Source organism: Martinezella sp. CNPSo 3959, from assembly GCF_057784355.1.
The window spans coordinates 1-20,914 of record NZ_JBXSOV010000025.1; the positions used below are offsets into that span (position 1 = coordinate 1).

The following is a 20,914-nucleotide window of genomic DNA, read 5'->3' on the forward strand; positions in this document are numbered from 1 at the left end:
ACCGATGTTAACGTGCGGCTTATTGCGCTCAAACTTACTCTTTGCCATTTTCGGCTCTCCGTTTTCCTGTCCCCTGAGGGATCAATTCTTGTTATCGGTCAATTGGTATTCCGGTCACTTCTGACCGGAATACTTTGCCTGGATTTCCTGTGCGACGTTCGACGGAACCGGCGCGTAATGATCGAAGGTCATCGTGTACTGTGCACGGCCCTGAGACATCGAACGCAGGTTATCGACGTACTTGAACATGTTCGCCAGCGGGACGTTCGCGTTGATGACAACAGCGATACCGCGGCTTTCCTGGCCCTGGATCTGGCCACGACGCGAGTTCAGGTCGCCGATGACGTCGCCGACGTAATCTTCCGGCGTCACGACTTCGACCTTCATCATCGGCTCGAGGAGCTGGGCACCAGCTTCGCGGGCTGCTTCACGGAAGCAAGCGCGGGAAGCGATTTCGAAGGCCAGAACCGACGAGTCAACATCGTGGAAGGCGCCGTCGATGAGCGTCGCCTTGACGCCGAGCATCGGGAAGCCAGCCAGCGGACCCGAAGAGAGAACGCTTTCGATACCCTTCTGAACGCCCGGGATGTATTCCTTCGGAACGGAACCGCCGACAATCTTGGACTCGAACTTGAAGTCGTCGCCATCCGGGTTCGGTTCGAACACGATCTTGACGCGAGCGAACTGACCGGTACCACCCGACTGCTTCTTGTGGGTGTAGTCCTTTTCCGTCTGACGCGTGATGGTTTCGCGGTAAGCAACCTGCGGCGCGCCGACAGTCGCTTCAACCTTGAATTCACGACGCATGCGGTCGACGATGATGTCGAGGTGAAGTTCACCCATGCCGGCGATGATCGTCTGACCCGATTCCTGGTCCGTCTTCACGCGGAAGGACGGATCTTCAGCAGCCAGGCGGTTGAGCGCGAGGCCCATCTTTTCCTGGTCGCCCTTGGTCTTCGGCTCGATCGCGATCTGGATGACCGGCTCGGGGAATTCCATGCGCTCAAGGATAACCGGCTTCAGCGGATCGCAGAGCGTATCGCCAGTCGTGGTTTCCTTGAGGCCGGCGAGAGCAACGATGTCGCCAGCAAAGGCTTCTTCGATGTCTTCACGCGAGTTCGAGTGCATCTGCAGCATGCGGCCGACGCGCTCGCGCTTGTCCTTGACCGTGTTGATGACCGATGCGCCCTTTTCGAGCTTGCCGGAGTAGATGCGGGCGAAGGTGAGCGAACCGACGAAGGGGTCGTTCATGATCTTGAATGCCAGCATGGACAACGGCTCGCTGTCGTCAGCGTGGCGTTCGATTTCGGCTTCCGTCTTGAAGTCGATGCCCTTGATCGCCGGAATGTCGAGCGGCGACGGCAGGTAATCGACAACGGCGTCGAGCAGCGGCTGAACACCCTTGTTCTTGAAGGCGGTGCCACAGAACATCGGATGGAACTTGACGTCGATCGTGCCGCGACGGACCAGCGCGCGGATCTGATCGTTATCAGGCAGATTGCCTTCGAGGTAGGCTTCTGTCGCGGCTTCGTCGATCTCGACAACGGTCTCGATCAGCTTTTCACGGTATTCAGCAGCCTTGGCCTTCATGTCTTCCGGGATTTCGACGACGTCCCACTGAGCGCCGAGCGATTCGTCGCGCCAGATGAGAGCATTCATCTCGATCAGGTCGACGACGCCCTTGAATTCGGTTTCAGCACCGATCGGCAGCTGCATGACAACAGCCGTCGCGCCGAGGCGGGTCTTGATCATCTCGACCGAGCGATAGAAGTCAGCGCCGGTCTTGTCCATCTTGTTACAGAAGATCATGCGCGGAACATGATACTTCTCAGCCTGACGCCATACGGTTTCCGTCTGCGGCTCAACGCCGGCGTTGGCGTCGAGCAGAGCGATGGCACCGTCGAGAACGCGCAGCGAACGCTCGACTTCGATGGTGAAGTCGACGTGGCCGGGGGTGTCGATGATGTTGAAGCGGCGGGTCTTGCCGTCGCGGCCCTTCCAGAAGGTGGTCGTGGCAGCGGAGGTGATCGTGATGCCACGCTCCTGCTCCTGCTCCATCCAGTCCATGGTGGCTGCGCCGTCGTGCACTTCGCCGATCTTGTGCGACTTGCCGGTGTAGTAAAGAATACGCTCGGTCGTCGTGGTCTTGCCGGCGTCGATGTGCGCCATGATACCGAAATTGCGGTAGTCTTCGATTTTATATTCGCGAGCCATAATGGACTGCCTTTCCGAAACCGTTCGGGATTACCAGCGATAATGCGAGAACGCACGGTTGGCATCAGCCATCTTGTGCGTGTCTTCGCGCTTCTTGACGGCAGCGCCGCGGTTGTTGGAGGCATCGAGAAGTTCGCCGCAGAGACGATCGACCATGGTCGTCTCGTTACGCTTACGAGCAGCGGTGATCAGCCAGCGAATGGCCAGAGCCTGACGGCGCTCAGGACGCACATCGACCGGAACCTGGTACGTAGCACCACCAACGCGGCGCGAGCGGACTTCAACGTGCGGAGCGATGTTATCCAAAGCCTGATGGAACACGCCGAGCGGCTCCTGCTTTGCCTTGCCCTGCACGGCGTCAAACGCGCCATATACGATGTTTTCAGCTACGGACTTCTTGCCGTCGAGCATGATGGCATTCATGAACTTGGTAACGACCAGATCGCCGAACTTCGGGTCCGGGTTGATCTCGCGCTTTTCTGCTCTGTGACGTCTGGACATATAACTTCTCGTCTCTCAACTTTTGCGACGCTTCACCACGCGGAGAACCTCGCGCAGCGCCGGATTATTTAAAAATCCGAATTACTTCGGACGCTTTGCACCGTACTTCGAACGGCGCTGCTTACGGTTCTTGACACCCTGGGTATCGAGAACGCCGCGGATGATGTGGTAGCGAACACCCGGAAGATCCTTAACGCGGCCGCCACGGATCATGACGACAGAGTGTTCCTGAAGGTTGTGACCTTCACCGGGGATGTAACCAATGACTTCGAAGCCGTTGGTCAGGCGGATCTTTGCGACCTTACGCAGAGCCGAGTTCGGCTTCTTCGGCGTCGTGGTGTAGACGCGGGTGCAAACGCCGCGCTTCTGCGGGTTCTCCTGAAGAGCGGGAACCTTGTTACGCTTTACCTGCGCCTGGCGAGGCTTGCGGATCAGCTGGTTTACGGTAGGCATTCAACCATCCCTTGTAAATCTATCTCGACACCCTTACGGGCATGACTTTCGCCGTCACCGGCACCGACACACGTTCGTCTCAATGCGCAAAACGTGGCCCGATCCGCTCTCGCAGATGGACCACAGAAAAGCAGAGGACACCAAAAGTGGCGTCGTGCGTGCAGCATTCGTGTCTTCAACGTGCGTTTAGAACCTTGTTTGAGGTGAACTCCAGGGCGCGTCGCCCCGAATAGCCATGCCTCACATGGGTTCCGATGGCGGCGGTACTACTGGTTTCCCGCCCGTTCGTCAAGGCCGGTTAAGAAATTATCTTTGTCATAAAGCCCGGAAACCCCGGGCAAACCAGCCATTTGGCGCATTGGATACGGAAATGCCGCCCCTTCCGCAAGATGGACTTTGGTATTTCGACAAAATCCCTATAAGGAATCACGGAAGAACATTTCCATCCGACGGACCCGCGCGGCGAAAAGGAATCGCCGGGTCGATTCGATACTCCCGAAGGAAGATCCATGATTACTGCGCCAGACAATGACAACAATTCAGACGGTCCCATGGTCTTCATCATCATCGGCAAGGGCTACGAGACCGATGGCGGCGAAGGCATCGACTTGCATGTCATGCTGAAAGCGCCTGACGACGATACCGCCGTGCGCGAGGCGCTGAACGCGCTGGCCGAGGAAGGCTTCATCGAGGCCGATCTCGACCAGATCGGGCTCCTGACGGATATACCGGACGAAGAGCCGCATGCCTCCGCCTATCAAGGCGCGCTCGAAGGTGAAGTCGCGATCATCCGCTTCCGCTGATTGGACGACCGCCAGCGGAGGCTGCCTCCCCTCGCCCCATCGATTTTATCATCGCATAAAAAGAAACCGCCCGGATCGCTCCGGGCGGTTTTGATTTTTCACATTCGCTACCGGCTTACTCGGCCGGGCTGTTCTCGCTGGCGAGATCCTGCAGCATCGGCGTTGCGACGCCGGCATCCGTGCCCTTGCGGCGCTCTTCGAGGATGAGCTCGTCGCGGGCCGTAGCGATACGGCGGATCTGCGTCATGGTACCGCCCGTCCCGGCCGGGATGAGGCGGCCGACGATGACGTTTTCCTTCAGGCCCTGCAGACCGTCGGTCTTGCCGGCGATTGCAGCTTCGGTGAGCACCTTCGTCGTTTCCTGGAAGGATGCAGCCGAGATGAAGGACGGCGTCTGCAGCGATGCCTTGGTGATCCCAAGCAGAACCGGATCGCCATAAGCAGGCTTCTTGCCTTCTTCGATCAGGCGATCGTTGTTGTCGTCCAGCTCGATACGGTCGACGTTGTCGCCGACGATGTACTGGCTGTCGCCCGCATCGGTGATTTCCACCTTCTGCAGCATCTGACGGACAATCACTTCGATGTGCTTGTCGTTGATGACAACGCCCTGCAAGCGGTAGACTTCCTGGATTTCGTTGACCAGGTAGGAAGCCAGAGCTTCCACGCCCTTGATCGCCAGGATGTCGTGCGGAGCCGGGTTACCGTCGAGGATGTAATCACCCTTTTCGATATAGTCGCCTTCCTGAAGGTGGAAGGGCTTGCCCTTCGGGATCAGGTATTCGACCGGCTCGACACCGTCTTCCGCCGGCTCGATGATGACGCGACGCTTGTTCTTGTAGTCGCGGCCGAGGCGGATCGTACCATCGATCTCTGCGATGATGGCGTGGTCCTTCGGACGACGAGCTTCGAACAGTTCGGCAACGCGCGGCAGACCACCGGTAATGTCCTTGGTCTTGGCGCTTTCCAGCGGCGAACGGGCGAGAACGTCACCCTGCGACACCTTCGTACCCGGCTCGACCGACAGGATCGCGTCGACCGAGAGAAGGAAGCGGGCTTCGCCACCACGCGACAGCTTGGCAATATTGCCGCTGGCGTCCTTGATGACGATCGCCGGCTTCAGATCGGAGCCGCGCGGCGTCGAGCGCCAGTCGATAACCTGACGCTTGGTGATACCGGTGGATTCGTCCGTCGCTTCGAGAACCGAGAGACCGTCGACGACATCTTCGAAGTGAACCGTACCGGCCACTTCCGTCATCATCGGACGGGTATAGGGGTCCCACTCCGCCAGACGCTGACCGCGCTTCACCTTGTCGCCGTCGTCGACATACAGCTTCGAGCCGTAAGCGACGCGCTGCGAGGAGCGTTCGACACCACGTTCGTCCAGGATCTGGACCGTCATGTTGCGGCCCATGGCAACCAGGTTACCATCGGAGTTGCGCAGCATGTTGCGGTTCTTGATCTGAACCGTGCCTTCATACGAAGCTTCCAGGAACGACTGGTCGACCACGGTCGCCGTGCCGCCCAAGTGGAAGGTACGCATGGTCAGCTGGGTGCCCGGCTCACCGATCGACTGAGCGGCGATGACGCCGACAGCTTCACCGATGTTGACAGGCGTACCGCGAGCAAGGTCACGACCGTAGCAGACCGAGCATACGCCCGTCTGGATTTCGCAGGTCAGGGCCGAACGGATACGGATCGACTGGATACCAGCCTTCTCGATCTCGATGACATCCGGTTCCAGGATCATCTTGCCGGCGTCGACGATGCGCTCACCCGTGACCGGATGATCGATGTCGTCCAGGGCCGTACGGCCGAGGATGCGGGCGCCGAGCGAGGCGACGACCTGACCGGCATCGACGATGGCGGTCATGGTGAGGCCGTTTTCGGTACCGCAATCCACGTGCGTGACGATGCAATCCTGCGCGACGTCGACGAGACGGCGGGTCAGGTAACCGGAGTTCGCGGTCTTCAAGGCGGTGTCGGCCAGACCCTTACGGGCACCGTGCGTCGAGTTGAAGTACTCGTTAACGGTTAGGCCTTCCTTGAAGTTCGAGATGATCGGCGTCTCGATGATTTCGCCCGACGGCTTGGCCATGAGGCCGCGCATGCCGCCCAGCTGGCGCATCTGGTTCGGCGAACCACGGGCACCAGAGTGGCTCATCATGTAGATCGAGTTCATCGGCTTCTGACGACCGGTCTTCTCGTCGAATTCAACGGCCTTAATGCGGGCCATCATTTCTTCGGCGACCTTCTCCGTGGCCTTACCCCAGGCGTCGACAACCTTGTTGTACTTTTCGCCCTGGGTGATGAGACCGTCGTTGTACTGCTGCTCGTATTCCTTCACGAGCGCTTCGGTATCGCCGACGATCTTAACCTTGGTATCCGGAATGACCATGTCGTCCTTGCCGAACGAAATGCCGGCGCGGCAGGCATGCGAGAAGCCGAGCTGCATGATGCGGTCGCAGAAAATGACCGTGTCCTTCTGGCCGCAATGGCGGTAGACCGTGTCGATCATCTTCGAGATGTTCTTCTTGGTCATTTCCTGGTTGCAGATGTCGAAGGTCACTTTGCCATGCTTCGGCAGGAGTTCGCCGATCAGCAGACGGCCGGGGGTCGTTTCATAGATCTTCGAATAGGGCTTGCCATCTTCGCCGATCGACTTGAAGCGGCCACGGATCTTCGAATGCAGCGTCACGACCTTGTTTTCAAGCGCGTGATGCAGCTCGCCGAGATCCGAGAAGGCCATGCCTTCGCCCGGTTCGTTCTGATTCAGGATCGACAGATAGTACAGACCGAGAACCATGTCCTGCGAGGGAACGATGATCGGCGCGCCGTTTGCCGGGTGCAGAATGTTGTTGGTCGACATCATCAGCACGCGGGCTTCCAGCTGGGCTTCCAGCGAGAGCGGCACGTGAACGGCCATCTGGTCACCGTCGAAGTCGGCGTTGAAGGCCGTGCAGACGAGCGGGTGCAGCTGGATGGCCTTGCCTTCGACCAGCGTGGGTTCGAAGGCCTGGATGCCCAGGCGGTGCAGCGTCGGTGCGCGGTTCAAGAGAACCGGATGCTCGCGGATGACCTCGTCCAGGATATCCCAGACTTCCGGCTTTTCCTTTTCGACCAGCTTCTTGGCCTGCTTGACGGTCGAGGAATAACCCTTCGCGTCGAGGCGGGCATAGATGAACGGCTTGAACAGCTCGAGCGCCATCTTCTTCGGCAGACCGCACTGGTGCAGCTTCAGTTCCGGACCGGTCACGATAACCGAACGGCCGGAATAGTCGACGCGCTTGCCGAGCAGGTTCTGGCGGAAGCGGCCCTGCTTGCCCTTGAGCATGTCGGACAGCGACTTCAGCGGACGCTTGTTGGCGCCGGTGATGACGCGGCCACGACGGCCGTTGTCGAACAGCGCATCGACAGATTCCTGCAGCATGCGCTTTTCGTTGCGGATGATGATGCCCGGAGCGCGCAGTTCGATGAGGCGCTTCAGACGGTTGTTACGGTTGATGACGCGGCGATACAGATCATTCAGATCCGAGGTCGCGAAACGGCCGCCATCCAGAGGAACCAGCGGACGCAGGTCCGGCGGGATGACCGGGACGACCTTCATGATCATCCATTCCGGACGGTTGCCTGACTCCATGAAGTTCTCGACGATCTTCAGGCGCTTCATCAGCTTCTTCTGCTTGAGATCCGACGTGGTGTCGGCAAGCTCGGAACGCAGGTCGCCGGCGATCTTTTCGAGGTTCATGCTGGCCAGCATCTCGTAGATCGCTTCAGCGCCGATCATGGCGGTGAACTGGTCTTCGCCATACTCGTCGACGGCGAGCATATACTCTTCTTCCGAGAGAAGCTGGTGCTCCTTAAGAGCAGTCAGGCCCGGCTCGGTGACGATGTAGTTTTCGAAGTAGAGCACGCGCTCCACATCCTTCAGCGTCATGTCGAGCAGCGTCGAAATGCGCGAAGGCAGCGACTTCAGGAACCAGATGTGGGCAACGGGAGCAGCGAGCTCGATATGGCCCATGCGCTCACGGCGAACGCGCGACAGCGTGACTTCAACGCCGCACTTTTCGCAGATGATGCCCTTGTACTTCATGCGCTTGTACTTGCCGCACAAGCATTCGTAGTCCTTGATCGGTCCAAAGATTCGTGCGCAGAAAAGACCATCGCGTTCCGGCTTGAACGTACGATAGTTGATCGTTTCCGGCTTCTTGATCTCGCCATAAGACCAGGAAAGAATCTTCTCCGGCGACGCAATCGAAATCCGGATGGAATCGAAATTCTGCGCAGGCACCTGCGGATTGAAAAGATTCATGACCTCTTGGTTCATGCCTATCTCCTTTAGGGGCGAAACGCCCTCGAATTGCGAACAGTGCCGGCAAATCCCGGGAACCGGACTGACGCTTTAAAACCGCCTTGCGGCGCCATGCATCCAAAGGGACGCCAACGGCGCTGCAATATTCCAAGCGGTGCGCGCTGACTGGCAGCGCGCACCCGCAGGCTATTACTCGGCTGCGTCCGGAAGCTGGCTTGCCGTCTGCAGATCGTCGACCTTGGAGTTTTCCAGTTCGACGCTGAGGCCCAGCGAGCGCATTTCCTTGACGAGAACGTTGAAGCTTTCCGGAATGCCCGCCTCGAAGGTGTCGTCGCCACGAACGATGGCTTCGTAGACCTTGGTGCGGCCGGCCACGTCGTCCGACTTGACCGTGAGCATTTCCTGCAGCGTGTAGGCTGCACCGTAAGCTTCGAGCGCCCAGACTTCCATTTCGCCGAAGCGCTGGCCGCCGAACTGCGCCTTGCCGCCCAGCGGCTGCTGAGTAACGAGCGAGTACGGACCGATCGAACGGGCATGGATCTTGTCGTCGACAAGGTGGTTCAGCTTCAGCATGTAGATGTAGCCAACCGTGACCTGGCGGTCGAACTGCTCGCCGGTACGACCGTCGTACAGCGTCGACTGACCGGTCTGCTTGAGACCTGCCATTGCCAGCATGTGGTTGACGTCAGCTTCGCCAGCGCCGTCGAAGACCGGGGTCGCGATGGACACGCCACGCTTCCATTGATCGGCCAGACGCAGCACCGACGCATCGTCATACTCGTGAACGTCGTCGCTCTTCGGACCGTCGCCGACGACCAGATCGATCGTCTTGCGCAGAGGCTCGATGTTGCCGCTCGCCTTGTAGGCTTCGATCAGTTCGCCGATCTGACGACCCATGCCGGCGCAAGCCCAGCCAAGGTGCGTCTCGAGAATCTGACCGACGTTCATACGCGAGGGAACGCCCAGCGGGTTCAGCACGATATCGACATGCGTACCGTCTTCCAGGAACGGCATGTCCTCGACCGGAACAATGCGCGAGACCACGCCCTTGTTCCCGTGACGGCCTGCCATCTTGTCGCCCGGCTGGATCTTGCGCTTCACAGCGACGAAGACCTTGACCATCTTCATGACGCCCGGAGGCATTTCGTCGCCGCGCTGGACCTTTTCGACCTTGTCCATGAAGCGCTGTTCGAGACGGGACTTGGATTCGTCGTACTGGCCACGCAGGGCTTCGAGCTCGCTCTGGACCTTTTCGTCCTCGACGGCAAACATCCACCACTGCGAACGCGGATACTCGGAAACGACGGCGTTCGACAGTTCCGTGCCCTTCTTGAAGCCCTTCGGACCAGCAAGAGCAACCTGACCGCGCAGCATCTCGACCAGACGGCCGTAGACGTTACGGTCGAGGATCGCCTGTTCGTCGTCGCGGTCCTTGGCAAGGCGTTCGATCTCTTCGCGCTCGATTGCCATGGCACGTTCGTCCTTTTCGACGCCGTGACGGTTGAAGACGCGAACTTCGACGACCGTACCGTAGGTGCCGGGCGGCATGCGCATGGAGGTATCGCGAACGTCCGATGCCTTTTCACCGAAAATGGCGCGCAGGAGCTTTTCTTCCGGCGTCATCGGGCTTTCACCCTTCGGCGTGATCTTGCCGACGAGGATATCGCCCGGCTGAACTTCGGCGCCGATGTAAACGATGCCGGCTTCGTCCAGGTTCTTCAGCGCTTCTTCCGAAACGTTCGGAATGTCGCGGGTGATTTCTTCCGGACCAAGCTTGGTGTCGCGCGCCATCACTTCGAATTCTTCGATGTGGATGGAGGTGAACACGTCGTCGGCAACGATACGCTCGGAGAGCAGGATCGAGTCTTCGTAGTTATAGCCGTTCCACGGCATGAACGCGACGAGCACGTTGCGGCCGAGAGCCAGATCGCCGAGGTCGGTCGACGGACCGTCTGCCAGGATGTCGCCCTTGTTGACCACGTCACCGACGGTGACCAGCGGACGCTGGTTGACGCAGGTGTTCTGGTTCGAACGCTGGAACTTCATCAGGCGGTAGATATCAACGCCGGACTTCGACGGATCGAGGTCTTCGGTGGCGCGGATAACGATACGCGTTGCGTCGACCTGGTCGACCACGCCGCCGCGGCGGGCGCCGATAGCGGCACCGGAGTCACGCGCGACGACCGGCTCCATGCCGGTGCCGACGAACGGAGCTTCGGCACGCAGAAGCGGCACGGCCTGACGCTGCATGTTCGAGCCCATGAGAGCGCGGTTGGCGTCGTCGTTTTCCAGGAACGGGATCAGAGCGGCAGCAACCGAAACCAGCTGCTTCGGCGAGACGTCCATCAGGTTGATGTTGTCGCGCGGAGCGAGCATGACTTCGCCGGCATGGCGGCAAACGACGAATTCCTCAATGAAGGAGCCGTCGGCGTCGAGCTCGGCATTGGCCTGAGCAACGTAGTACTTCGCCTCTTCCATGGCGGAGAGGTAGAGCACGTCGTTGGTCACCTTACCGTCGATGATACGGCGATAAGGGCTTTCGATGAAGCCGTACTTGTTGACGCGGGCAAAGGTCGCCAGCGAGTTGATAAGACCGATGTTCGGACCTTCCGGCGTTTCGATCGGGCAAATACGACCGTAGTGCGTCGGATGAACGTCGCGGACTTCGAAGCCGGCGCGCTCGCGGGTCAGACCGCCCGGGCCGAGAGCCGAAAGACGGCGCTTGTGGGTGATTTCCGAAAGCGGGTTCACCTGGTCCATGAACTGCGACAGCTGCGAGGAGCCGAAGAATTCGCGGACGGCAGCAGCGGCCGGCTTTGCGTTGATCAGATCCTGCGGCATGACCGTGTCGATTTCGATCGAGGACATACGTTCCTTGATCGCACGCTCCATGCGCAGCAGACCCAGACGATACTGATTTTCCATCAGCTCGCCGACCGAACGGACTCGGCGGTTGCCGAGGTTGTCGATGTCGTCGATCTCGCCCTTGCCGTCACGCAGCTCGACAAGCATCTTGACCACGGCCAGGATGTCGTCCTTGCGCAGGATGCGGACGGTGTCTTCGACATCGAGGTCGAGGCGCATGTTCATCTTCACGCGGCCAACGGCGGAGAGATCGTAACGCTCTGCATCGAAGAACAGCGAGTTGAACATGGCTTCGGCCGATTCCATGGTCGGCGGCTCACCCGGACGCATGACACGGTAAATGTCGAACAGAGCGTCCTGGCGGTTCTCGTTCTTGTCAGCCGACAGCGTATTACGGATGTAGGCGCCGACATTGATGTGGTCGATGCCGAGGATCGGGATCTCGTCGAAGCCGGCCTTCAGGATGACAGGCAGGGTCTTCTCGTCGATTTCGTCGCCGGCTTCGAGATAGATCTCACCGGTCTGGAAGTTGACGATGTCTTCTGCCAGGAACAGGCCGTACAGCTCTTCGTCGGTCGCCTTCAGAGCCTTGAGGCCCTTGTCCTGCAACTGACGCAGCAGGCGCGGCGTGAGCTTCTTACCGCCTTCGACCACGACTTCACCGGTGTCGGCGTCGATCATGTCTGTAACGGTCTTGGCGCCCTTCAGCGTTTCCGCCTTGAAGGGGATGCGCCAGCCATCGCCGGAGCGCTCATAAAGCGACTTCGTGTAGAAGGTCGACAGGATTTCTTCGCCGTCCATGCCGAGTGCCATCAGCAGCGACGTCACCGGAATCTTGCGGCGACGATCGATACGGGCGTAGACGATGTCCTTGGCGTCGAATTCGATGTCAAGCCAGGAACCGCGATACGGGATGACGCGAGCGGCAAAGAGCAGCTTGCCGGAAGAATGGCTCTTGCCCTTGTCGTGGTCAAAGAAGACGCCCGGCGAACGGTGCATCTGCGACACGATCACGCGCTCGGTGCCGTTCACGATGAACGTACCGTTGTTCGTCATGAGCGGCATGTCGCCCATGTAGACACTCTGTTCCTTGATGTCCTTGATGGACTTCGCGCCCGTATCCTCGTCGATATCGAATACGATCAGACGGAGGGTCACCTTCAGCGGCGCGGCATAAGTCAGGTCGCGCTGGCGGCACTCGTCGACGTCGAACTTCGGCGGCTCGAATTCATAGGATACGAACTCCAGCATGGAAGCGCCGGAGAAGTCGGTGATCGGGAAAACCGACTTGAAGACGGCCTGAAGACCTTCGTCCGGGCGGCCGCCCTTGGGTTCTTCGACCATGAGAAACTGATCGTAGGACGCCTTTTGAACCTCGATGAGGTTCGGCATCTCTGCGACTTCGGGAATCTTACCAAAAAACTTGCGTACGCGCCTGCGACCGTTGAACGAAAGGGTCTGAGCCATCGTCGCTCCTTTAAAATCCTGCACCCGGGCCTGCAACGGACGGGAATCGCTGGCCAGGCGACCCCATCAATCAATGAGTAGTTCAATCTCGTCTATTTAACCGAAAACCGCTCAGCCGGATTGCGTCGCGGTTCGGTTTGAGACCATCCTCTTGAAGAACCCATTACCCAAAAGCCGTTTTGCCCGCGGCTTTTGGGTAATTCGTTCAGAAAAACGGCAAATGGGAGGTAGCAAAAAGCCACCTCCCAAAGCAGTTTCAAGCTTACTTAACGTCGACCTTAGCGCCGGCGTCTTCGAGCTTCTTCTTGATGTCAGCAGCTTCAGCCTTGGAAACAGCTTCCTTGACAGCCTTCGGAGCGGCTTCAACGAGGTCCTTGGCTTCCTTGAGGCCCAGGCCGGTGATGGCGCGGACTTCCTTGATGACGTTGATCTTGTTCGCGCCGGCATCCGTGAGGATGACGTCGAACTCGGTCTTTTCTTCTTCAGCAGCTGCAGCAGCGCCGCCAGCACCACCGGCAACGGCAGCAACAGCTACCGGAGCAGCGGCGGAAACGCCCCACTTTTCTTCGAGAAGCTTGGACAGTTCTGCAGCTTCGAGAACGGTCAGCGAGGAGAGGTCGTCTACGATCTTTGCGAGATCAGCCATTTTTGTAGTTCCTTTTGTTCGGTTCGAACTGGTTGGTTATGAACAGCGAAAAACCGCCTTACGCGGCTTCGTCCTTCTTGGCGTAGGCCGAGAACACGCGAGCAAGCTGACTTGCCGGCGCTGCAACAACACCTGCGATGCGGGTAGCCGGAGTCTGGATCATGCCCAGCAGCTTCGCGCGCAGCTCGTCCAGCGAAGGCAGGGTCGCGAGCGACTTTACACCTTCGGCGTTGAGCGTTGTTGTTCCCATGGCGCCGCCCAAGACAACGATCTTGTCGTTGCCCTTGGCGAAATCCACGACGACCTTCGGAGCGGTAATCGGATCAGTGCTGTATGCGATCAGCGTCTGACCGGTGAAGAGATTGGAAATCCCTTCCGCATCCGTGCCCTGAAGAGCAATTTTGGCCAGGCGGTTCTTCGCGACTTTGACGGTGCCGCCAGCAGCGCGCATCTTGGAACGAAAATCGTTCATCTGAGCGACTGTAGCACCAGCATAGTGGGCCACGACAACCGAACCAGAAGCCTTGAAGACTTCGTTCAGTTCCGTGACGAATTCGCGTTTTTCCGCTCTTTCCACTGCTTTTCTCCAGTTGACAGGACCGGATTAACGGGCCTGCCGGGTTGCCTTTTGCCTCCTGGGATCAATGAGATCCCAAGCGACGCTTGAGGATCCTGTCCCCTCGCGCTCGAGCCTGACGGCTCCAAGGCACAAGGCATCCAAGGCTCGAACCGAGTTCATCGAAGCAAAGCTTCTTCAAAATTCGGGTCTTACCCGTCTCATGCAGGCTTGAGTGATTAAGGGATAACCACCTGCAATCTCGGACAGGAATTCCGGATTTCTCCGGAATTCCCGGCCCCGAAGGACCGGGAATTCTTAAACGCCGGGCACAAAGCCCGGCACAATTATTAGGCGCTAGGCGCCGTAACCGTCGACGGCTCGATCTTGACGCCCGGACCCATGGTCGAGGAGATCGCTACGCGCTTGACGTAGTTGCCCTTGGCACCAGCCGGCTTCGCCTTGATGACCGCATCAGCGAACGCGCGGATGTTTTCCTCCAGAGCCTTGGCGTCGAACGAAGCCTTGCCGATACCGGCATGGACGATACCAGCCTTCTCAACGCGGAACTCGACAGCGCCGCCCTTGGAAGCTTCAACAGCACCCTTGACGTCCATCGTAACGGTGCCAACCTTCGGGTTCGGCATCATGCCGCGCGGGCCGAGAACCTTACCGAGACGGCCGACGAGCGGCATCATGTCCGGGGTGGCGATGCAGCGATCGAAATCGATCTTGCCGCCCTGAACGATTTCAACCAGGTCTTCAGCACCGACGACGTCTGCACCAGCAGCCTTGGCTTCATCAGCCTTGGCGCCGCGAGCGAAAACGGCAACGCGAACCGTACGGCCGGTGCCGTTCGGCAGGTTGACGACGCCGCGAACCATCTGGTCGGCGTGACGCGGGTCAACGCCGAGGTTCATCGAGATTTCGACAGTTTCGTCGAACTTGGCGACGGCACGTTCCTTGACCATGTTGATGGCCAGATCCAGAGCATAAAGCTTGGTCGGATCAACGCCTTCACGAATCTTCTGAATACGCTTTGCTACCATGATCTTAGCCCACCACTTCCAGGCCCATCGCGCGGGCGGAGCCCTCGATCATGGCCATTGCGCCTTCGATATCGGCCGCATTCAGATCCTTCATCTTGGCTTCGGCGATCGACTTGATCTGAGCCTTGGTGAGCGAACCAGCCTTGGAACCCTTACCCGGGGTCTTCGAACCGGACTGGATCTTGGCTTCCTTCTTCAGGAAGTAGCTGACTGGCGGCTGCTTCATGATGAAGGTGAAGGACTTGTCCTGGTAGTAGGTGATGACGACCGGGATCGGCATACCCTTTTCCATTTCCTGCGTAGCGGCATTGAACGCCTTGCAGAATTCCATGATGTTAATGCCACGCTGACCAAGCGCAGGACCGATCGGCGGCGACGGATTCGCCGAGCCGGCCTTGACCTGCAGCTTGAGCTGGCCTGCAACTTTCTTAGCCATTTCTCTCTGCCTTTCTATATGACCGGTTGCCCGGCCCATTATGCCGGATCGCTCCGGCGGCTGCGGTTGCGTGGTGCGGATCACCAGGTCCGGCTAAGACCCTACCCTTCCACGCGGATTGCGGCTTGGCCGCGAGACATAAGCAAGCATTTGCTTATATCCAAACTCGAACGAAAGGCTAGCCGCCAGGCCAACCTTTCGTAGAAATCGCAATCAGACCTTCTCGACCTGGCTGTATTCCAGCTCGACCGGCGTAGCACGGCCGAAAATCGACACTTCCACCTTCAGGCGCGAACGCTCTTCGTCCACATCCTGAACCGTGCCGTTGAACGAAGCGAACGGGCCATCGGAGACGCGGACCTGCTCGCCGATCTCGAAGGATACGGAAGCCTTCGGCCGCTCGACGCCTTCCTGGACCTGACCGAGAATACGCTCGGCTTCATAATCCGGAATCGGAACGGGCTTATTGTCGGAGCCGAGGAAACCAGTGACCTTCGGCGTATTCTTGATCAGGTGGTAAGCTTCATCCGTCAGGTTGGCGCGCACAAGCACGTAACCCGGGAAAAACTTGCGCTCGCTATCGACCTTGCGGCCGCGACGAACTTCAACAACCTTTTCAGTTGGCACAAGGATCTTTTCGAACAGATGCTCGAGCCCCTTCTGCCTGGCCTTCTCCTCAATGGATTCAGCCACCTTCTTTTCGAAATTAGAATAAGCGTGGACGATGTACCAACGTGCCGCCATGTTCATCTCCACCCGATATCAGTTGCCGGTATTCAGCACATAGCTGAGAATCCAGCCAATAAGCTGGTCGGCAGCAAAGAAAAACAGCGAGGCGAAAACGACCATGACGAGCACCATCACCGTCGAGATCATCGTCTCGCGACGCGAGGGCCAAGTGATTTTCGACGTCTCGGAGCGCACCTGCCGCAGAAACGCTAGTGGATTCGTTTTGGATGCCATTGACTGCCCACGCAATTACGGCGCGTAAAGCTGAAACTATCAGCCCCACGCACCGCGTGTCTGTTGAACCCTACATAAACACCGATTCCCAATTTAACAAGAGGCAATACGGTGCTTTCTAAAATTTGCCGACAATCCGGCATAACCCTCAACCAGAGAAGCTGCGAAACGACGCGCCAGTCAAATCAAGGAAAATGGCAGGGGCAGCAGGGCTCGAACCTACGACCTGCGGTTTTGGAGACCGCCGCTCTACCAACTGAGCTATACCCCTTCTTCCTTCGAATATTCACTTCAAGCGGTGGACCGCTTGAGCAGTTCGAAGACTTGGCGCTCCCTTTAAGGCGGGACGAAACGATTGGCAAGAGCGTTTTTTGCTTTTTCCCAATCGGACCTGCAACTTCACATGGACATGCCCGTGCGGACAGACCTGCCGGACAGGCAAAGCCGCCGCGAACGCTACGGAAAGGATGCCCCTCACCCTCGTTACTCTCCGGGAGAACCTTTCGGCTTGCGCTTGAGAAATTTCGGCCGGAGGCGGCGCATGAAGTTATCCGCGGAGCGAATCACATTGGTCAGGGAGATCAGCTTGTCTATTTCGGCATCGGTATTGCCGAGCCGCTCCGACAAGACTTCGGCCGCGGCCAAGGCAATCTCGGCCGGAGGTACTTCCGTGAAGCGCTGGGCAAGGCTGATATAGGGGTTCAGCGCGACCCCGCCATGGATGGTGATCTTTCCAAGGCGGGCAAAGAGACGAAGGAAGGTTTGCTCGAAACTCCAATCATGGGCGGAAACCACCCTCCACTTCTGGCTGCGCCTGGCCGAGAAGCCGGCAAGCACGATCGCGCCGGGCAGTTTCAGATCGCTAAGCCAAAGCGCCATGGCAAAGCCGCTCGTCGGCGTCTTGCCTTCCGTATAGAAATCGGAGCAGAAGCCAACAAGGTCGAGATGGCCGGTCGGTGCGCCTTGAAAATCGGCGGCTGGATTGAGCTTCTCTTCCAGTCCAAGGCGTATGTTCATGATGCCGAGGAAATATTCCTTCGGAAAGAATTTGACCACCTCGCCCACTTCGCCGCGATAGACGATATTGGCGCCGCGCGGCTGGCCGCGCGAGATTAGCAGCGAGTGCCCATGAAATGGGCGATCCAAAACCTTGTAGACCTTGTTGAAGAAGACGAAGAGCGCCGTCTCAGGAAACTGCGTCTGCAGGCTTGCGATATCGACAGTGTCGCTGTTGGCGACCAAGACGATATGCGAGAAACCCGCCAGCACCCTGCGCCATTCGTCGGTGCCATTCAGGCCGGCTGCGGAACCCGCAGCCGGAAGGCCGGCATCAATGGCACCTGACGCTCTTTGGTCTAATTCCTTCATTTCTGTTGGACGTGCAGCATCCGGTCGCGCATGGCGAACCATTCTTCAGCATAATCGTCGTTGCGATATTCATCGAAATAGGGGCCGCCGTCGGTGAAATGCACCAGCTTGGCATCGTCGCGGTAATCATATTCGTTGACGAGATAGTTCCAGACGACCGGCACCTCGCCGATCTGATCGTCGTTCTCCAGCCACTTGAACTGATGAAGCTGAAGGCCCGTCGCCGTATTGACGAAATCCTTCGACAAAGCCGTGCACTTGGCGTTGTTGAACAGGATCATGCTCGACCAGTTCTTCTTTTCATACTTCGTCTGCGTCTGCCCTAGGAATTTGGTCTCGATCTTCGGCTGGTAGTCGTGCTTGACGCACATGGCGGCATAGCGATCGTCACGCAGCGCCCATAGCTCGGCAATATCGGCGCGGGCGAGCATGTCGCAATCCATGAAGATGCTCCAGCCCTGGTAATCGCTGAGGTAAGGCACGAGGAAGCGCGAGAAGGAAAACTCGGTCGACTGCAGCGGGTTGCGCTCGCGCGTGAAGATGCTCTCGAGATTATTGAGCACGATCGGCGAGAACACCACCGGAATAGACGAGCGTTCGATGATGCTCTGGGTCAGGACGTGGTAGGCCACGACCTCCTTGGAATCGAACCCGACGAAAATACGTGCAACATTATCCTTCATGATACCTCCGAAACGGCTGGTCTGTTTTGAATCAGCCGGCAAATTATCTTTCGCCGTGACGCAAGCAAGGCTCAATTCATCTCATGAAGCCTATCGGCTGCGGGATGAGGGTTCAACACATGTGCCCGAATACGCCGCACGACGCGCTGCAATCTACAGGAGATGCCGCGAACCTGATCCTACTTAAAGAAACAAGGATATTTGTCGAGTGTTTGCGGAAGCATTTTTGGTTATGCTGCGTAACAAATGGAGAGATTTCCGCTTGCCTCTCTCCCGGGCGCGCCAGAGAGCAGCGCCCGGGGTATTTCTCAGGCTTTACACCTCAGACCTTCACATATTTCCGCCAGTCGTGCTCTTCCTTGAAGCCCAGGACCTCGCGGATCTTGCGATTGGACAGCAAGCCCTCATATTCGCCGATCTCGCGCGTGAACGGGACGTTCGGAAAGTGCTTGGCGGCCAGCTCTCGCGATGGCGTATTGGCCGATACCGTGTCGTTGGCGGCATTGAACACCTGGAAGCCGAGGCCGCTCTTCTCGATGCAGAGATGGACGATCTGGCCGAGGTCGCGGGCGTCGATATAGCTCCAGGCGATACGCTTGCGGATCTCGCTGTTGGCGAAAAACTCGGGGAACCGCTCATATTCATGCGGCTCGATGACATTGCCGATGCGCAGCGCATAGATGTCGATGCCGAAACGCTCGGCGAAAGCCCGAGCCGTCTTCTCGTTTACGACCTTGGACAGACCGTAGGAATCCATCGGGTTGACATCATAGTCTTCTTCCAGCGGGAACTGATGGAAGTCGCGATGGCCTTCGGCAAAGCAGACGCCATAGGTCGTCTCGCTGGAGGCGACGATGATCTTCTTGACGCCAAGCTTCGCGGCCGCCTCGATGACATTGTAGGTGCTCATCGTGTTGATGCGGAATGTCTCGTTATCAGGCTTGATCAGAATGCGCGGTATGGCGGCGAAATGCACCACAGCGTCGAAAGGCTGCACACCTTTGCCCTGCTCGAGATCCGGAAAATCGCGGTGCATGCTAAGGACATTATAAACCTGTCCCGCATCGGTGACATCGGCCTGCAGGTTGGTGACGCCGGGGCTGTTCAGTGGCACGAGATCGACATTGTGGACCTCATAGCCGGCATTGATCAGCCAAGGAACCGTGTGACGTCCAGCTTTGCCGCTGCCGCCCGTGAACAAAATACGTTTCTTCATGAAATCTCCTCCAGATAAAATCGAGCGATACATAGGCCCTTGCTTCCATTTCGCAAGACACGGCTTGGTGAGCTCACACTTTCCCGGCAAAATAATCGAGCCGACTCGGTAAGGCATATGCCGCGTGACGAAAACGGCGAAAGGAGATGAGTGGGATGCGGCCGATCACGCTTGTCGAATATGATCCGCAATGGCCCCTTCTCTTCGAAAACAGAAGCAAGGCGATCGGTCTGATTCTCGGCCAGCCTGCCCAGTTCCATCATATCGGCAGCACTGCCATCGCCGGATTATGCGCCAAACCGAAGCTCGATATCGATGCGGTCCTCTTCTCTGAGAGTGCAAGACACGACGCAACCGAGCGCCTGAAGGAAGGCGGATATCGCTTTCACGGCGATCCGCATGATGCCGGCCGCTGGACCTTCACGAAGGATGAGACGCCTTATGGCACCCGACTTTATCTTTGCCTGCCTGATAACGAGGCCCATCGGGAGCGCCTTCTCTTTCGCGACTATTTGCGCGCCCATCCCGAACGCGCGGCGAATTATGCGACCTTGAAGCGGCGCCTGACTGCAGAGGCCCGTGGCGACTGGGACCACTATACCGGCGGCAAGAGCGATTTCGTTGCCGATATCGTGCGCCGCGCGAAGATAGAGTTCTCGCCGAGCAAAAATATCGCCGCCTGGTGACAGTGCCGTTGGATCAATCGATCAGGTGCCCCAGCACATTATCCACGCTCTGCTTGAGAGAAGAGTGGCTCGTATCGAGAATCTCAAAGCCGGATGCTTGGACTTCACGGCGCAGATAGACGGCCCAGTTCATCATATTCGCATCGGCAAGTTCCGGCTGGCCTCGCTCGACGGACAAACGATGTGTCCTCGTCGCATCATCGCAATCGACCAATATGAGGCGATAGTCATCGATCCTGGCAGCCAAGGCGGCTTCGATGATGAAGGACGGCCGCATCTGCCCTTCGAAAAGAATGGCCCTGCCCTTCCGCACCTGTGGCGCAAGTCGCGCCAGCCATTCCAGGGTCTTATCCCGCTGCCAGCCCTCGGGCGAACCGTGATCGCGGATCATGGCGTCAAGCGACGGCACGCCGATACTGTCGAAATGATGGACGGCTAATGTAGAGGTATGGTCCCTGGCGATCGCCTGCGCGATCGCGGTCTTTCCCGAGCCCGAAGCACCGGTCAGAATGATCAGGCTCATGCAATACCTCCGAATGCGAAAAGGCCCCGCTGTTTCCAGCGGGGCCTCTTATAAAGGAATAATCCGAAGATTACTCGACGATGCTAGCCACGATGCCAGCGCCGACGGTACGGCCGCCTTCGCGGATTGCGAAGCGAAGCTTTTCTTCCATCGCGATCGGAACGATCAGCTCAACC

The 20,914-nt window shown here is 58.3% G+C and carries 18 protein-coding genes and 1 tRNA gene; 2 read left to right on the top strand and 17 right to left on the bottom strand.

Features of this window, described 5'->3' with window-relative positions:
* Window positions 1-114: 114 nt before the first annotated feature.
* The 3 genes from fusA to rpsL form a co-directional block, all read right to left on the bottom strand.
* Window positions 115-2,214 (bottom strand): elongation factor G, encoded by a 2,100-nt coding sequence (gene fusA / locus AC13RE_RS28190; RefSeq protein ID WP_112337467.1) that lies wholly within the window; start codon window positions 2,212-2,214, stop codon window positions 115-117.
* Window positions 2,215-2,244: 30 nt separating this feature from the next.
* On the bottom strand, window positions 2,245-2,715 hold the full coding sequence (gene rpsG / locus AC13RE_RS28195) for a 30S ribosomal protein S7 (RefSeq protein ID WP_015339596.1): 471 nt from the start codon (window positions 2,713-2,715) through the stop codon (window positions 2,245-2,247).
* Window positions 2,716-2,796: 81 nt separating this feature from the next.
* A complete protein-coding gene (gene rpsL / locus AC13RE_RS28200; RefSeq protein ID WP_003507760.1) occupies window positions 2,797-3,168 on the bottom strand; it encodes a 30S ribosomal protein S12 in 372 nt (123 codons plus the stop codon).
* 509 nt (window positions 3,169-3,677) lie between these two features.
* Between rpsL and AC13RE_RS28205 the strand changes: the two genes are divergently transcribed.
* Window positions 3,678-3,971, top strand: a complete 294-nt coding sequence (locus AC13RE_RS28205) for a hypothetical protein (RefSeq protein WP_004123433.1) — start codon at window positions 3,678-3,680, stop codon at window positions 3,969-3,971.
* Window positions 3,972-4,086: 115 nt separating this feature from the next.
* On the opposite strand, the gene rpoC is transcribed toward AC13RE_RS28205, so the two are convergent.
* The 12 genes from rpoC to AC13RE_RS28265 all read right to left on the bottom strand — a co-directional run bounded on the left by rpoC (window position 4,087) and on the right by AC13RE_RS28265 (window position 19,529).
* Window positions 4,087-8,295, bottom strand: coding sequence for a DNA-directed RNA polymerase subunit beta' (gene rpoC, locus AC13RE_RS28210; RefSeq protein WP_015339595.1), 4,209 nt, complete (start codon window positions 8,293-8,295; stop codon window positions 4,087-4,089).
* Between the two features lie 174 nt (window positions 8,296-8,469).
* Entirely contained in the window at window positions 8,470-12,612 is a 4,143-nt protein-coding gene (rpoB, locus tag AC13RE_RS28215) for a DNA-directed RNA polymerase subunit beta (protein ID WP_112610986.1), read from the bottom strand.
* A 262-nt stretch (window positions 12,613-12,874) separates the two neighbouring features.
* Window positions 12,875-13,258: a 50S ribosomal protein L7/L12 gene (gene rplL / locus AC13RE_RS28220; protein ID WP_112337470.1), complete on the bottom strand. Its 384-nt coding sequence runs from the start codon at window positions 13,256-13,258 to the stop codon at window positions 12,875-12,877.
* 58 nt (window positions 13,259-13,316) lie between these two features.
* Window positions 13,317-13,835, bottom strand: coding sequence for a 50S ribosomal protein L10 (gene rplJ / locus AC13RE_RS28225; RefSeq protein ID WP_004123444.1), 519 nt, complete (start codon window positions 13,833-13,835; stop codon window positions 13,317-13,319).
* A 329-nt stretch (window positions 13,836-14,164) separates the two neighbouring features.
* Complete coding sequence (gene rplA, locus AC13RE_RS28230; protein ID WP_069614843.1) at window positions 14,165-14,863, bottom strand: 50S ribosomal protein L1; 699 nt, start codon at window positions 14,861-14,863, stop codon at window positions 14,165-14,167.
* Between the two features lie 4 nt (window positions 14,864-14,867).
* Complete coding sequence (gene rplK / locus AC13RE_RS28235; RefSeq protein ID WP_112337471.1) at window positions 14,868-15,299, bottom strand: 50S ribosomal protein L11; 432 nt, start codon at window positions 15,297-15,299, stop codon at window positions 14,868-14,870.
* 213 nt (window positions 15,300-15,512) lie between these two features.
* The gene (gene nusG, locus AC13RE_RS28240) at window positions 15,513-16,043 is read right to left on the bottom strand and encodes a transcription termination/antitermination protein NusG (protein WP_004123460.1); all 531 of its coding nucleotides are present in this window, start codon (window positions 16,041-16,043) and stop codon (window positions 15,513-15,515) included.
* A gap of 18 nt (window positions 16,044-16,061) precedes the next feature.
* Window positions 16,062-16,262 (bottom strand): preprotein translocase subunit SecE, encoded by a 201-nt coding sequence (gene secE / locus AC13RE_RS28245; protein WP_069614841.1) that lies wholly within the window; start codon window positions 16,260-16,262, stop codon window positions 16,062-16,064.
* Between the two features lie 195 nt (window positions 16,263-16,457).
* Window positions 16,458-16,533, bottom strand: a tRNA-Trp gene (locus AC13RE_RS28250).
* A gap of 212 nt (window positions 16,534-16,745) precedes the next feature.
* Window positions 16,746-17,630 carry a 3-deoxy-manno-octulosonate cytidylyltransferase gene (locus AC13RE_RS28255; RefSeq protein WP_488565373.1) on the bottom strand — a complete coding sequence of 295 codons (885 nt, stop codon included), beginning with the start codon at window positions 17,628-17,630 and terminating at the stop codon, window positions 16,746-16,748.
* Complete coding sequence (locus tag AC13RE_RS28260; RefSeq protein WP_488565374.1) at window positions 17,627-18,313, bottom strand: glycosyltransferase; 687 nt, start codon at window positions 18,311-18,313, stop codon at window positions 17,627-17,629. The genes AC13RE_RS28255 and AC13RE_RS28260 overlap by 4 nt, the downstream gene beginning before the upstream one ends.
* A 322-nt stretch (window positions 18,314-18,635) precedes the next feature.
* The gene (locus AC13RE_RS28265; RefSeq protein WP_488565375.1) at window positions 18,636-19,529 is read right to left on the bottom strand and encodes an NAD-dependent epimerase/dehydratase family protein; all 894 of its coding nucleotides are present in this window, start codon (window positions 19,527-19,529) and stop codon (window positions 18,636-18,638) included.
* A gap of 155 nt (window positions 19,530-19,684) precedes the next feature.
* On the opposite strand from AC13RE_RS28265, the gene AC13RE_RS28270 reads away from it, so the two are divergent.
* Window positions 19,685-20,215, top strand: coding sequence for a GrpB family protein (locus tag AC13RE_RS28270; protein WP_488565376.1), 531 nt, complete (start codon window positions 19,685-19,687; stop codon window positions 20,213-20,215).
* Window positions 20,216-20,228: 13 nt separating this feature from the next.
* Here the strand turns inward: AC13RE_RS28270 and AC13RE_RS28275 are convergent, their stop codons facing one another.
* Both AC13RE_RS28275 and AC13RE_RS28280 read right to left on the bottom strand, forming a co-directional pair.
* Complete coding sequence (locus tag AC13RE_RS28275) at window positions 20,229-20,738, bottom strand: ATP-binding protein (RefSeq protein ID WP_488565377.1); 510 nt, start codon at window positions 20,736-20,738, stop codon at window positions 20,229-20,231.
* Window positions 20,739-20,808: 70 nt separating this feature from the next.
* On the bottom strand, window positions 20,809-20,914 hold a 106-nt coding region (locus AC13RE_RS28280; RefSeq protein ID WP_134887923.1), incomplete at its 5' end, for an EF-Tu C-terminal domain-related protein.

Excerpts from the sequence above, each read along its gene's own strand:
- rpsL (WP_003507760.1), bottom strand. The coding sequence starts at position 3,168 with ATGCCTACCGTAAACCAGCTGATCCGCAAGCCTCGCCAGGCGCAGGTA.
- rplL (WP_112337470.1), bottom strand. The coding sequence starts at position 13,258 with ATGGCTGATCTCGCAAAGATCGTAGACGACCTCTCCTCGCTGACCGTT.
- rplA (WP_069614843.1), bottom strand. The coding sequence starts at position 14,863 with ATGGTAGCAAAGCGTATTCAGAAGATTCGTGAAGGCGTTGATCCGACC.
- AC13RE_RS28205 (WP_004123433.1), top strand. The coding sequence starts at position 3,678 with ATGATTACTGCGCCAGACAATGACAACAATTCAGACGGTCCCATGGTC.
- nusG (WP_004123460.1), bottom strand. The coding sequence starts at position 16,043 with ATGGCGGCACGTTGGTACATCGTCCACGCTTATTCTAATTTCGAAAAG.
- rpoB (WP_112610986.1), bottom strand. The coding sequence starts at position 12,612 with ATGGCTCAGACCCTTTCGTTCAACGGTCGCAGGCGCGTACGCAAGTTT.
- fusA (WP_112337467.1), bottom strand. The coding sequence starts at position 2,214 with ATGGCTCGCGAATATAAAATCGAAGACTACCGCAATTTCGGTATCATG.
- AC13RE_RS28265 (WP_488565375.1), bottom strand. The coding sequence starts at position 19,529 with ATGAAGAAACGTATTTTGTTCACGGGCGGCAGCGGCAAAGCTGGACGT.
- rpoC (WP_015339595.1), bottom strand. The coding sequence starts at position 8,295 with ATGAACCAAGAGGTCATGAATCTTTTCAATCCGCAGGTGCCTGCGCAG.
- rplK (WP_112337471.1), bottom strand. The coding sequence starts at position 15,299 with ATGGCTAAGAAAGTTGCAGGCCAGCTCAAGCTGCAGGTCAAGGCCGGC.
- secE (WP_069614841.1), bottom strand. The coding sequence starts at position 16,262 with ATGGCATCCAAAACGAATCCACTAGCGTTTCTGCGGCAGGTGCGCTCC.
- AC13RE_RS28260 (WP_488565374.1), bottom strand. The coding sequence starts at position 18,313 with ATGAAGGATAATGTTGCACGTATTTTCGTCGGGTTCGATTCCAAGGAG.
- AC13RE_RS28275 (WP_488565377.1), bottom strand. The coding sequence starts at position 20,738 with ATGAGCCTGATCATTCTGACCGGTGCTTCGGGCTCGGGAAAGACCGCG.
- AC13RE_RS28270 (WP_488565376.1), top strand. The coding sequence starts at position 19,685 with ATGCGGCCGATCACGCTTGTCGAATATGATCCGCAATGGCCCCTTCTC.
- AC13RE_RS28255 (WP_488565373.1), bottom strand. The coding sequence starts at position 17,630 with ATGAAGGAATTAGACCAAAGAGCGTCAGGTGCCATTGATGCCGGCCTT.
- rpsG (WP_015339596.1), bottom strand. The coding sequence starts at position 2,715 with ATGTCCAGACGTCACAGAGCAGAAAAGCGCGAGATCAACCCGGACCCG.